This window comes from Arthrobacter sulfonylureivorans, assembly GCF_047607445.1.
GTDB classification, from domain to species: domain Bacteria; phylum Actinomycetota; class Actinomycetes; order Actinomycetales; family Micrococcaceae; genus Crystallibacter; species Crystallibacter sulfonylureivorans_A.
Genome location: NZ_JBLKRT010000013.1, coordinates 41,654 through 54,405, shown reverse-complemented (window position 1 = coordinate 54,405; position 12,752 = coordinate 41,654). Strand labels below are relative to the sequence as shown.

Here is a 12,752-nt window from a genome sequence, read left to right as displayed (position 1 = left end):
ACGCCCTGGCCTCAGACCGCCGCAGGACACGGTAACGTTTTCCCTATGGCTGAGTCTGACGTTCGTGAGTATCCCTTCGGCACCCTGGTCACCGCGATGGTTACCCCCTTCACCGAGGAGGGTGAGGTGGACTACCTCAAGGCCGCCGAATTAGCCGACAAGCTGGTACAGGATGGCTGCGACGGACTCGTCGTCACCGGCACCACCGGTGAAACATCCACGCTGACCGACGACGAGAACGAAGCGATGTTCCGCACGGTCGTAGAGGCAGTCGGCGGCCGGGCCAAGGTCATTGCCGGGTCCACCACCAACGACACGCGCCACTCCATCAACTTGTCCCGGCGCGCTGCCGCTGTCGGCGTGGACGGGCTGCTGATCACTGCCCCGTATTACAACAAGCCGAGCCAGGCAGGCGTCCAGGCCCACATTGAAACCATTGCGTCCGCCATCGGGCTGCCGGTCATGGTCTACGACATCCCCGGCCGCGCCGGCATCTCGATCGCGACGGACACCCTGATCCGGCTGGCAGAGCACCCGCTGATCATGGCCCTTAAGGATGCGAAGGCGGACTACGGCGAGACCACCCGCGTCCTGGCCAACACCGACCTGGATGTCTACTCCGGCGACGACGGACTGACCCTGCCGCTGATGGCGGCCGGCGCGGTCGGCGTGGTGAGCGTGACCGCGCATGTGGCCACCCGGCAGTTCCGCGAACTGGTCGATGCGGCGCTGGCGGGGGACTTCGCCACCGCACGCCGGCTCCATTTCGAACTGGACCCGGTCATCCGGGCCGTGATGACCCATGTGCAGGGCGCAGTCGCCGCCAAGCAGGTCCTGAAGTGGCAGGGTGTGCTGCCCAACTCGGTGGTCCGGCTGCCGCTGGTGGAACCGTCGGAGGCCGAACTCGCGCCCGTCCGCGCCGACCTGGCCGAGGCCGGCTGGTCGCTGGACGCCCTGAACGCCCGATGAGCGAGTCGACGCTGACCCAACTGCGCACCCCGCCCAGCCTTGAACCGGGCACGCTCCGGATTGTTCCGCTCGGTGGGCTCGGGGAGATCGGCCGCAATATGGCGGTCTTCGAAATCGACTCGAAGCTGCTGGTGGTCGACTGCGGCGTGCTGTTCCCGGAAGAGTACCAGCCGGGGGTGGATCTGATCCTGCCGGACTTTTCCTACATTGAGGACCGGCTCGACGACGTCGTTGGCGTAGTGCTCACCCATGGGCACGAGGACCACATCGGCGCCGTCCCGTATCTGTTGCGGATGCGGCAGGACATTCCGCTGATCGGGTCGCAGCTGACCCTGGCTCTGGTCGAGGCCAAGCTGGCCGAACACCGGATCACGCCCTACACGCTCACCGTCGCCGAAGGCCAAATCGAGCAGTTCGGGCCGTTCGAGTGCGAATTCGTGGCGGTCAACCACTCGATCCCGGACGCGCTGGCGGTCTTCCTGCGGACGTCCGCCGGCACGGTGCTGCACACCGGCGACTTCAAGATGGACCAGTTGCCGCTGGACGGCCGGATCACCGACCTGCGGGCCTTCGCCCGTCTCGGTGAGGAGGGCGTGGACCTGTTCATGTCCGACTCCACCAACGCCGACATTCCTGGCTTCACCACCGCGGAGAAGGAAATCGGGCCGGTGCTGGAGCGCCTCTTCGGTCAGGTGCAGAAGCGCATCATCGTCGCCTCGTTTTCCTCCCACATTCACCGCGTCCAGCAGGTGCTCGACGCCGCTGCCGCCCACGGCCGGCATGTGGCCTTCGTCGGGCGGTCCATGGTGCGGAACATGGGCATTGCCGCCAAGCTCGGCTTCCTGAAGGTTCCCGAGGGCATCCTGGTGGACCTGAAGAACGTGGAGGACTTCCCGGACGACCGGATCGTGCTGATGTCCACCGGGTCGCAGGGCGAGCCGATGGCCGCATTGTCCCGGATGGCCAATGGGGACCACCGGATCCAGGTCGGCAAGGGGGACACGGTAATCCTGGCGTCGTCGCTGATTCCGGGCAACGAAAACGCCGTCTTCCGGGTGATTAACGGCCTGTTGAAGCTCGGCGCCGAGGTCATCCACAAGGGCAATGCCAAAGTCCACGTGTCCGGGCACGCGGCCGCCGGCGAGCTGCTGTACTGCTACAACATCCTGCGGCCCAAGAATGCCCTGCCGGTGCACGGCGAGACCCGCCACCTGATTGCCAATGGCAGGCTGGCTGAACAGACCGGCGTGCCGGCGGACAACGTGTTGCTGGCGGACGACGGGTCGGTTATCGACCTGAAGGACGGCACCGCGCGGATTGTCGGCCAGATTGAATGCGGCTACGTGTACGTGGACGGATCGAGCATTGGCGAGATCACCGACGCCGACCTCAAGGACCGCCGCATCCTGGGCGAGGAGGGGTTCATCTCGGTGATCACGGTAGTCAACCGCAGCACCGGCCAGATTGTCTCCGGGCCGGAAATCCATGCCCGCGGGTTCGCCGAGGATGATTCGGTCTTCGATGACATCAAGCCGAAGATCATCAGCGCGCTCGAAGAGGCAGTGGTCAACAACAAGGACCACACGACGTACCAGCTGCAGCAAGTGGTGCGCCGGGTGATCGGCACGTGGGTGAACAAGCGGCACCGCCGCCGGCCCATGATCGTCCCGGTGGTCCTGGAGGCCTGACCCCGGTCCGGCGCAGTCGGCCCCGCGGGCGAAATCCCGGGGATGGGCGGCTTCAGCCGGTAACCTTGCGATTATGGCGACTCGTACTTCCCCTGCCCGAAAAGGCACCCAGCAGTCGCGCGGTAAGGGTACAGGCACTGCTGCGCGCTCCTCATCGGGGCGTTCCAGCAAGACCAAAGTGCTCGATGTGAAGCCCCCGGAGGAGCAGCTGCCGCTGCTGGCGCGGATGGTCCACGGACTGTGGATGAGCCTGGCCCGTCCGGTGGCAGCCGGCGTACGGAAACTGGGACCCGATGTGCGGCCGGACCATGAACTGCGCCGCGACGGCACCGGTTTCTTCCTGCTGCTCCTGGCCGCCTGCGTGGCCACCGTGGAGTGGTGGGCCCTGGACGGATGGTTCGGAGACGTGGTGCATGCCGTGGCCGGCGGAACGTTCGGCTGGATGGCACTGGTGCTGCCGGTGCTGCTGCTGATCATGGCCGTGCGCCTGATGCGCCACCCGGAGGACTCTCCGGCCAACAGCCGCATCTCGATTGGCCTGGTCCTGGCCCTTGCATCGGGCTCCGGGCTCGCCCACGTGATAGGTGGCCAGCCCGCCCTGGCTGATGGCTTCGACGCGCTGTGGGCAGCCGGCGGGATGGCCGGCTTCCTGCTCGCCGCCCCGCTGGCCGCCGTCAGCCTCTGGCTGCCGGTGGCGGTCTACGGTCTGCTGGCCTTCACCAGCATCCTGATCATCACGGCCACGCCTTTCCGCCATATCCCCATGCGCCTGCGCATGCTCTACGAGCGGCTGATGGGCCAGGACCCGTCCGCTGAGGCAGCGCCGTACCAGCCGGGCGATGCGCACGACCAGAGCTACCTCTACGCGGACGAGGCCCCGGTCAAGGAGCGCAAACCGCGCCGTAAGCTCTTCGGCAAGCGCAAGGACGAAGAAGCTGCCGCCGAGGATGAGGGATTCTACTTCGACGAAGCTTTCGAAACCGCCGTCATCGAGGACAAGGAGCCGGAGGATCCGGCCCCCGCAGAGGAATCGGCACCGGCCGTGCCGCCGGGAGTGCGCCGGCCGACGCAGGCAGAACTCGCCGTCGAGAAGATCAAGCGGGACCAGGGGCTGGTCCCCGAAGATGCCACCGAAGCGCTGCCGGTACTGCCCTCCGCCCCGCCGGCATCCGCCGCACCCACTGTGCCGTCCAACCCGGTGCAGCCGCAGCCGCCGACCACCCCGATCCCGCAGCGCACCGAGCAGCTGCAGCTGGCCGGCGACGTCGCGTACACGCTGCCGCCGTCCGATTTCCTGCCACCCGGACCGCCGTCGAAGGAGCGCTCGGAGGCGAACGACGCCGTCGTCAATGCCCTGACCGAGACGCTGGACCAGTTCAAGGTCGATGCGAAGGTGACCGGGTTCTCCCGCGGCCCGACCGTGACGCGGTACGAGATCGAGCTCTCGCCGGGGACCAAGGTGGAGCGCGTCACGGCGCTGTCCAAGAACATTTCCTACGCTGTGGCCAGCTCCGACGTCCGCATCCTGTCACCGATTCCGGGCAAGTCGGCCATCGGCATCGAGATCCCCAATACCGACCGCGAGACGGTGTCCCTGGGCGACGTGCTGCGCTCGAACAATGCCCGCAAGACCGACCACCCGATGGTGATGGGCGTGGGCAAGGACGTGGAGGGCGGCTTCGTGCTGGCCAACCTGGCCAAGATGCCGCACATGCTCGTCGCCGGCGCCACCGGTGCGGGCAAATCCTCGTTCGTAAACTCGATGATCACCTCCATCCTGATGCGGTCGACGCCGGACGAGGTGCGGATGGTCATGGTGGACCCCAAACGGGTGGAATTGACCGCCTATGAGGGCGTGCCGCACCTGATCACACCAATCATCACCAACCCGAAGAAGGCGGCGGAGGCGCTGCAGTGGGTGGTCCGCGAGATGGACACGCGCTACGACGACCTGGCCAACTTCGGTTTCAAGCACATCGACGATTTCAACAAGGCCGTGCGCAACGGCAAGGTGGTCCCGCCGGCGGGCTCCAAACGCGTGGTCAAACCGTACCCGTATCTGCTGGTGATCGTCGATGAGCTCGCGGACCTGATGATGGTCGCCCCCCGGGACGTCGAAGACTCGATTGTCCGCATCACCCAGTTGGCCCGCGCCGCCGGTATCCACCTGGTGCTGGCCACCCAGCGGCCCTCGGTGGATGTGGTCACCGGCCTGATCAAGGCCAACGTCCCGTCGCGGATGGCCTTCGCCACCTCCTCGGTGACCGACTCACGCGTGGTGCTGGACCAGCCCGGCGCGGAGAAGCTGATCGGCCAGGGCGACGCGTTGTTCCTGCCGATGGGGGCCAGCAAGCCGATGCGTGTGCAGGGCGCGTGGGTTTCCGAGTCGGAAATCCACAAGGTCGTTGAACACGTCAAGGGCCAGTTGCAGGCGGTCTACCGCGACGACGTGGCCGTTGAGGCGCCGAAGAAGCAGATCGACGACGACATCGGCGATGATCTGGACGTGCTGCTGCAGGCGACCGAACTGGTGGTCACCACCCAGTTCGGTTCCACCTCGATGCTGCAGCGCAAACTGCGCGTCGGGTTTGCCAAGGCCGGCCGGCTGATGGACCTGCTGGAATCCAGGGGAGTAGTGGGTCCGTCCGAAGGCTCCAAGGCACGCGACGTGCTGGTCAAGCCGGACGACCTCGCCGCCACACTGGCCGCGATCCGGGGCGACGAGCCGGCGCCAGCTGCCCCCGGGGAGACCGGGACCGCGGATGCGATGACCGAGGCGCTGGCGGACAATGCCAACGTCAACCACGGGTTTGACGGCCCGCGCGACCTGGTCGCCGAGGACCTCGACTCCCGGCCGCAGGCGGTGGACTACTACGACGACGAGGACGATTCCGGATCCGAGGACGCCTGGAACCTGACCGGGAGATGACGTCCGCCCTCCGGTGGTCGACCAAGGGCCGCCAGGCCCGCCCTCCGGTGGTCGACCAAGGGTCGCCAGGCCCGCCCTCCGGTGGTCCGACCAAGGGCCGCCAGGCCCGCCCTCCGGTGGTCCGACCAAGGGCCGCCAGGCCCGCCCTCCGGTGGTCGACCAAGGGCCGCCAGGCCCGCGTGGAGACCCGCTACCGGTAGCCTTGAACTCGTGACTGATTCAGTGTCCCGGCCTGTGCCCCTCCTCAACATCGCCAACGTCCTCACCACGGTGCGGATCCTGCTGGTTCCGTTTTTCATCTGGTTCCTGCTGGCAGACAACGGCGCTGGGGGAGCGTTCCGTTGGTTGGCGGTGTTGGTGTTCGCCGTCGCGATTTACACGGACAAGCTCGATGGCGATCTGGCCCGCAGTCGTGGCCTGATCACCAACTTCGGCAAGATCGCCGATCCGATCGCCGACAAGCTGCTGATTGGTTCGGCCTTGATCCTGCTGTCGGTATTGGGAGACCTGCCGTGGTGGATCACCATCGTCATCTTGGTCCGGGAGCTGGGCATCACCCTGCTGCGTTTCGTGGTGATCCGCTACGGGGTCATGCCGGCCTCACGCGGCGGCAAGCTGAAGACCGTGCTCCAGACGCTGGCGATCTTCCTCTACCTGCTGCCGCTGGAATCCTGGCTGGGCACCTGGGCCGTCTGGGTGGCCTTCGCCGTCATGATGCTTGCCGTCGTCGTCACCGTGGTCACCGGCGTCGACTACGTGGTGAAAGCCATGCAGCTGCGCCGCGCTTCGCTTGCGGGGACCGAGGGCCAGCGATGAGCACCAGCCAGGCCGCGGCCGTCGTCGCCGCAGCCATCGCACGGAAACTTACGGTGGCCACTGCCGAATCGTTGACTGCCGGAATGGTAGCGGCCGAACTGGCCACGATTCCCGGAGCGTCGGGCACGCTGCAAGGCGGCATTGTGTCCTACCAGAGCCAGGTCAAGGCAGCGGTGCTCGGCGTCGATGCAGATCTGTTGGCGCGCGAGGGTGCGGTCACCGAAGCCGTGGCCTGCCAGATGGCCGAGGGCGCCAGACGCGTCCTGCAGGCGGACATTGCGGTGTCCACCACCGGGGTTGCCGGACCGGAACCGCACGGCGGCCGGGACGTGGGGACCGTGTGGATCGGCATAGCCGGCCCGCGCGGAACCTGGGCCAGTGAGTACCACTTCGCCGGCGACCGGGCCAGTATCCGGCAGCAGGCCAACGAAGCCGCCATCATAGAACTGGGCCGGGCGGTCGACGATGAGGCGGCGATTTTGTCCGGATCGTAGATTTAAGTCCGGGGAACAAAAATATTGATCCAGTAGTTATCAAGGGTGTCAGCAGATGTTAGGTTGTTGGCCTAGGCTTGAAAACAGCGGCGGATGCCGCCCAGCTTAAGAGGGAGCAAGGCGATACAGATGGTAAAGCAGCCCGTGTCCGTAAACGGTGTTGTCCGTTGGCGTGATGTGGGATTGGCCGAAGAACCCCGCAGGGAGCAGAAGGAGCGCAAAATGGTAGTGTTGCGACACGAAATTGGCGATGTCCTCCGTGATGTCCGGCAGCGGCAGGGACGAACCCTGCGCGAAGTGTCGCACAGCGCCCGCGTTTCCCTTGGCTACCTGAGCGAAGTCGAGCGCGGCCAGAAGGAAGCATCGTCTGAACTGTTGTCCTCGATTTGCTCGGCCCTGGACGTCCCCCTGTCGCACATGCTGCGGGAAGTGAGCGACCGGGTCGCAGAAGCCGAGGGCGTGGTCATTCCCGATACCGTCCCGCAGGAACTCTCGCGTGAGTTCGTCGGCGACATTCCGGACGAGCTGCCCGAGGATCTCCGCGGTTTGGCTTCTGCCCGTTACTGACCACCAGACCCCAACGGGCCGGTTCCGCCACAGCGGCGGAACCGGCCCGTTTCTTCGTGCCCGGCGCTCGGCCGGATCCTGCGGTCTAGTGGATGGGCGGCTCATTGGCGTAGGAAGCGTTCAGCCGGTCCAGTAGATGTCCCAGTGTCGATAAATCTTCGACGGACCAATCGCCCAGGCGCTCGTGAAAGGCGATTTTGCGGGCCGCCTGGGCCTCGGCCAGTTTCTCCAACCCAGCGGGAGTCAGGGTGATTGACTGCGCACGCCCGTCCAGTGGATCCGCCTGCTTGCCCACCAACCCCAGTTGCTCGAGCATGGCAATCTGGCGGCTGACCGACGGTTTGCCGACGCCGATGGCGGCGGCCAATTCCGTAAGCCGCAAGGAACGCTCCCGCTGAAGGATCAGCAGGAGTCCGTAGGCGGCCGGCTCCATGTCCGGGTGCACGCTTCGTGCCACCCGGTGGGAGTTTGCCCTGGCCCGGCGCCAGAGCAAGCTCAACTGCCGCTCTAGAGCTTCGATCGCCGAATCGAACCCTGCATCTGCGCTGTCCGGGGCATGGTCTGTCATGGCCTTATTCTAATGAGCGCTGGTGCCCGCGCAGAGAATCTTGCGCGACGCGTCGCAGGCCGCCGGCGGCAACTGCTAGGGAATCTTGCTTCCGGCCGCTCGGGCCAGGCAGACACGTGAGAAGATGTACCCGTGCGAATCAGTGACTTCTGGCGGTTGATGGACGACGAATTCGGTTCTGCCTATTCACACGTCCTGGCCGCGGATTTGGTACTGGGACAACTCGGCGGCAGGACCGCTACGGAAGCGTTGGCCGCGGGAATTCCCCCGAAATCGGTGTGGCTCGCGGTCTGCGATATCCAGGATGTTCCGCAGGAGCGGCGCTGGGGTAAGGACCGCGAGCCGCGTCGCTGAGCGGACACGCCCGGCAGGAATTACCGATATGTTCGAAAGTGTGTTCGGATCCCGCTAAGCTTCTACACAGACCGCCGAGAGGCCGGATTATCCACACGCCCCGCTGCCGATCCGATTTTGTCCGAGCCGGACGTTACGGTCGGAAGAGTCAAGACAGACAAGGCCCGAGGGCCGCAAGAGACTGAGGTGAACAATGGCCGCACCAGCTGACCGCGAGAAGGCACTGGAAGCTGCGCTGGCGCAGATCGACAAGCAGTTCGGTAAGGGCTCGGTGATGCGGCTCGGCGACGACACCCGCGCCCCCATCGAAACGATCTCCACCAGTTCGATCTCCTTGGATGCTGCCTTGGGCATCGGCGGCCTGCCGCGTGGCCGCGTCGTCGAGATTTACGGCCCGGAATCTTCGGGTAAGACCACTGTGGCGCTGCATGCCGTCGCCAGCGCCCAGCGCAACGGCGGAATCGCAGCCTTCATCGACGCCGAGCACGCACTGGACCCGGAATATGCCAAGAAGCTGGGCGTGGACACTGACGCCCTGCTGGTGTCGCAGCCGGATACCGGCGAGCAGGCACTGGAAATCATGGACATGTTGATCGGCTCCGGCTCCCTCGACATCATCGTGATCGACTCCGTCGCAGCCCTCGTGCCGCGTGCCGAAATCGAAGGCGAAATGGGCGACAGCCACGTTGGCCTCCAGGCGCGCCTGATGAGCCAGGCCCTGCGAAAGATCACCGGCCGCCTCAACCAGTCGAAGACCACGGCCATTTTCATCAACCAGCTGCGCGAAAAGATCGGTGTGTTCTTCGGCAGCCCGGAGACCACCACCGGCGGTAAGGCGCTGAAGTTCTACGCCTCGGTGCGCATCGACGTGCGCCGCATTGAGACGTTGAAGGACGGAGCCAACCCGGTGGGCAACCGGACGCGCGCCAAGATCGTCAAGAACAAGATGGCGCCGCCGTTCAAGCAGGCAGAATTCGACATTCTGTATGGCCACGGTATTTCCCGCGAGGGTGGCCTGATCGACATGGGAGTGGAGCATTCACTCGTCAAGAAGTCGGGCGCCTGGTTCACGTATGACGGGGACCAGCTCGGCCAAGGCAAGGAAAACGCCCGCAAGTTCCTGATCGACAACCCGGACCTGGCCGATGAGCTGGAGCGCAAGATCCGCCAGAAGCTCGGCATCGACGCAGTCCCGGACAACGGGGAAGAGGGCGAGCCGAAGCTCAAGGCCGTCGACGGATTCTAAATGGCGTCCAGGAACGGACAGGGCGCCGGCCCGACGCCGGGCAGCCCGGCGGACCTGGGGCCGGACGCGGATCCTCACGCAGTGGCGCGCGCTATTGTGCTGCGCGCGCTGACCCAGTCCCCGAAGAGTCGCGCCCAGCTGGCTGCGAAGCTGGCTGAGCGCGACGTCCCGGACGACGTCGCCGAGGCCGTGCTCGAGCGGTTTGAAGAGGTCAACCTCATTGACGACGCCGAGTTCGCCAGAATGTGGGTGCGCAGCCGGTCCCAGACCCGTTCCTTGGCCCGGGCAGCACTCAAGCGGGAGCTTGCCGACAAGGGGATCGTCGGTGATCTGGCCGAGGAGGCGCTGGAGCAACTGTCGGCGGACGACGAGGTTGAAGCGGCCCGCAGCCTGGTTCGCCGCAAGATCCGTCCCGGTTGGCAACTGCACGAGCGGTCGGAAAGGGACAAGCACCTGCGTCGGTTGGTCTCCATGCTGGCCCGGAAGGGCTATTCTGCCTCGCTCGCGTTCCGGGTCGCCGATGAGGAACTCGACGCGGCCGCTACTCCCGAGGCCTGACTCGGCAACGCTGCTCTCCGGCGGCTTGGCTTGGTCCCGCCGTCACGCCGGAGGCCTGACTCGGTAACGCTGCTCTCCTCGAATTGGGCCGCCGTCGCCGTTGTTATCGTTTTGAGACTTTTCCCAGATTCGGCCGTTACCGTAGTGCGACTGTGAGTGCACCGCAGAATGAACGTCGTCAGAAAACCCAGCAGCGCAGGCGCAGCCGCAGGCAGCGCCGCCTCAGGATCGCCGCAGGCCTAACACTTTGTTCCCTTGCCGCGGTGGGTGCAACAGGAGCCGCCAGCGCGGTTCGGAATGGACATAGTGCCTCTGAAGCCGTGGGATCGATCACATCTCCGGTGCTCGAATTAGTGGGCCTGGTCGAGCCCGCCGGGGGCCGGACAGTGGATGCTCAGCAGCAAGCAGCTGAAGCAGCAGCAGCGGAGGCTGCCGCGAAGAAGGCCGCGGAAGCGGACGAAGCGCGCCAAGAAGCCGCGGCTCAGAAGGCAGCCGCAAAGAAGGCCGCCGCCAAGAAAGCAGCCGAGCAGAAGGCCGCTGCAGCGAAGGCTGCAGCGGAGAAAAAGGCGAGCGAAAAACGTGCCGCTGCGGAGGCGGCGAAGAAACGTGCTGCCCAAAAGGCTGCCGAGGCGAAGGCTGCCGAAGAGAAGGCTGCTGCTCAGGCGCAGGCGTCGCGGAACGATCCGGCCGCTGCCAAGGCCTATGCTGAAGGCGCGCTGGCATCCTTCGGCTGGGGTGCCGGAGAACTCGGCTGCCTGGAAACGCTCTGGCACAAGGAATCGGAATGGAGCCTGGACGCCACAAATCCATCCAGCGGGGCGTACGGCATTCCGCAGGCCCTGCCCGGTAACAAGATGGCCGCCGCCGGCACTGACTGGCAGACGAACTTCCAGACCCAGGTCGACTGGGGGCTGGGCTACATCGAGTCCCGCTATGGCTCCCCGTGCTCGGCCTTGAATTTCCATCTGGCCAACAACTGGTACTGATCCCGGGCGGCTGCAGATTGTGGCCCGCCCGGCCGCAGGCCGTACCCTTGTAAGGTGAGTTTGACTGTCCCCGCCCCCGCCATCGAGAAGCAGCCGGAAGCGCGCACCTACCAGGTGCGGACGTTCGGCTGCCAGATGAACGTGCACGATTCCGAGCGCCTTGCCGGGCTCCTCGAAGCCGCCGGGATGGTCGAAGCGCAAGCCGGCCAGGCTGACGTCGTGGTGTTCAATACGTGTGCGGTGCGGGAGAACGCGGACAACAAGTTGTACGGCAACCTGGGCCAACTGGCCCCGGTCAAGGAACGCCATCCCGGGATGCAGATCGCCGTCGGCGGCTGCCTGGCCCAGAAGGACCGCGAGACGATCCTCAAAAAGGCGCCCTGGGTGGACGTGGTGTTCGGCACCCACAACGTGGGGTCGCTTCCGGCGTTGTTGGAGCGCGCGCGTCACAACAACGAAGCACAGCTGGAAATCCTGGAATCGCTCGACGTGTTTCCCTCGACGCTGCCCACCAAACGGGACGCCGTGTACTCCGGTTGGGTCTCCATCTCCGTAGGCTGCAACAACACCTGCACGTTCTGCATTGTGCCCTCGCTGCGCGGCAAGGAACGCGACCGCCGGCCGGGCGAGATTCTGGCCGAGGTCCAGGCACTGGTCGACGACGGGGCCATCGAAGTCACGCTGCTGGGACAGAACGTGAACTCCTACGGGGTGGAGTTCGGTGACCGCGGAGCCTTCGCGAAGTTGCTGCGCGCCTGCGGCAGCATTGAGGGCCTGGAAAGAGTACGGTTCACCAGCCCGCACCCGGCAGCGTTCACCGACGACGTTATTGACGCCATGGCCGAGACGCCCAATGCCATGCCGCAGCTGCACATGCCGCTGCAATCCGGATCGGACAAGGTCCTGAAGGACATGCGCCGGTCCTACCGGTCCAAGAAGTTCCTGGGCATCTTGGACAAGGTCCGCGAACGGATTCCGCATGCGGCCATTTCTACGGACATCATTGTCGGTTTTCCCGGGGAGACCGAGGAGGACTTCCAGGCAACGCTGGCGGTGGTGGAACAGGCCCGCTTCGCCAGCGCCTTCACGTTCCAGTACTCCAAGCGGCCCGGAACCCCGGCCGCAGAGTTGCCGGACCAGCTGCCCAAGTCCGTCGTGCAAGAACGCTACGAGCGCCTGATCGCCTTGCAGGACAGGATTGCCGCGGAAGAAAACGCCAAGCAGCTGGGCAGCCGGGTGGAGGTCATGGTGACCGCGCAGCAAGGGCGCAAAGCAGGGGAGACGCACCGGCTCTCCGGCCGGGCCCGCGACCAGCGGCTGGTGCACTTCTCCGTACCCGACGGCGCGCAGGCACCTCGACCCGGTGACCTGGTGACGGTGACGGTCACCGAAGCTGCGCCCTTCCACCTGATCGCCGATCCGGCGTCCGCATCGGACTACCAACTGCGCCGCTCACGCGCCGGGGATGCCTGGGACCGTTCCCAGGCTGACTCCTGCGGAGTGCCCGCGACCCCGGGCAGCAAACCCGCCCAGGTGTCGCTGGGCATGCCCGCGCTGCCGGTCCGGCCCGCCTGAGC

Annotated in this window: 12 protein-coding genes; 11 read left to right on the top strand and 1 reads right to left on the bottom strand. The window is 65.8% G+C overall.

Annotated elements, in window-relative coordinates:
* Window positions 1-45 precede the first annotated feature (45 nt).
* The 6 genes from dapA (at window position 46) to ACMX2H_RS08240 (ending at window position 7,463) form a co-directional block, all read left to right on the top strand.
* A complete protein-coding gene (gene dapA / locus ACMX2H_RS08265; RefSeq protein WP_414960034.1) occupies window positions 46-969 on the top strand; it encodes a 4-hydroxy-tetrahydrodipicolinate synthase in 924 nt (307 codons plus the stop codon).
* Complete coding sequence (locus tag ACMX2H_RS08260; protein ID WP_414960033.1) at window positions 966-2,657, top strand: ribonuclease J; 1,692 nt, start codon at window positions 966-968, stop codon at window positions 2,655-2,657. Before dapA ends, ACMX2H_RS08260 begins: the two co-directional genes overlap by 4 nt.
* 73 nt (window positions 2,658-2,730) lie before the next feature.
* The gene (locus tag ACMX2H_RS08255) at window positions 2,731-5,586 is read left to right on the top strand and encodes an FtsK/SpoIIIE family DNA translocase (protein ID WP_414960032.1); all 2,856 of its coding nucleotides are present in this window, start codon (window positions 2,731-2,733) and stop codon (window positions 5,584-5,586) included.
* A gap of 210 nt (window positions 5,587-5,796) precedes the next feature.
* Window positions 5,797-6,402 (top strand): CDP-diacylglycerol--glycerol-3-phosphate 3-phosphatidyltransferase, encoded by a 606-nt coding sequence (gene pgsA / locus ACMX2H_RS08250; protein WP_414960031.1) that lies wholly within the window; start codon window positions 5,797-5,799, stop codon window positions 6,400-6,402.
* Complete coding sequence (locus ACMX2H_RS08245; protein ID WP_414960030.1) at window positions 6,399-6,896, top strand: CinA family protein; 498 nt, start codon at window positions 6,399-6,401, stop codon at window positions 6,894-6,896. Before pgsA ends, ACMX2H_RS08245 begins: the two co-directional genes overlap by 4 nt.
* A 129-nt stretch (window positions 6,897-7,025) precedes the next feature.
* Window positions 7,026-7,463 carry a helix-turn-helix domain-containing protein gene (locus ACMX2H_RS08240; RefSeq protein ID WP_136784102.1) on the top strand — a complete coding sequence of 146 codons (438 nt, stop codon included), beginning with the start codon at window positions 7,026-7,028 and terminating at the stop codon, window positions 7,461-7,463.
* A gap of 85 nt (window positions 7,464-7,548) precedes the next feature.
* Here ACMX2H_RS08240 and ACMX2H_RS08235 read toward each other — a convergent pair whose 3' ends face one another.
* Complete coding sequence (locus tag ACMX2H_RS08235; RefSeq protein WP_414960029.1) at window positions 7,549-8,031, bottom strand: MarR family winged helix-turn-helix transcriptional regulator; 483 nt, start codon at window positions 8,029-8,031, stop codon at window positions 7,549-7,551.
* A gap of 132 nt (window positions 8,032-8,163) precedes the next feature.
* Between ACMX2H_RS08235 and ACMX2H_RS08230 the strand changes: the two genes are divergently transcribed.
* The 5 genes from ACMX2H_RS08230 (at window position 8,164) to miaB (ending at window position 12,750) form a co-directional block, all read left to right on the top strand.
* Window positions 8,164-8,385: a DUF3046 domain-containing protein gene (locus tag ACMX2H_RS08230; RefSeq protein ID WP_414960028.1), complete on the top strand. Its 222-nt coding sequence runs from the start codon at window positions 8,164-8,166 to the stop codon at window positions 8,383-8,385.
* A 193-nt stretch (window positions 8,386-8,578) separates the two neighbouring features.
* Entirely contained in the window at window positions 8,579-9,631 is a 1,053-nt protein-coding gene (recA, locus tag ACMX2H_RS08225) for a recombinase RecA (protein WP_136784099.1), read from the top strand.
* On the top strand, window positions 9,632-10,189 hold the full coding sequence (locus ACMX2H_RS08220) for a regulatory protein RecX (RefSeq protein ID WP_414960027.1): 558 nt from the start codon (window positions 9,632-9,634) through the stop codon (window positions 10,187-10,189). It abuts the gene before it with no gap.
* 320 nt (window positions 10,190-10,509) lie between these two features.
* Window positions 10,510-11,175 carry an aggregation-promoting factor C-terminal-like domain-containing protein gene (locus tag ACMX2H_RS08215; RefSeq protein ID WP_414960026.1) on the top strand — a complete coding sequence of 222 codons (666 nt, stop codon included), beginning with the start codon at window positions 10,510-10,512 and terminating at the stop codon, window positions 11,173-11,175.
* Between the two features lie 54 nt (window positions 11,176-11,229).
* Window positions 11,230-12,750, top strand: coding sequence for a tRNA (N6-isopentenyl adenosine(37)-C2)-methylthiotransferase MiaB (gene miaB, locus ACMX2H_RS08210; protein ID WP_414960025.1), 1,521 nt, complete (start codon window positions 11,230-11,232; stop codon window positions 12,748-12,750).
* Window positions 12,751-12,752 lie beyond the last annotated feature (2 nt).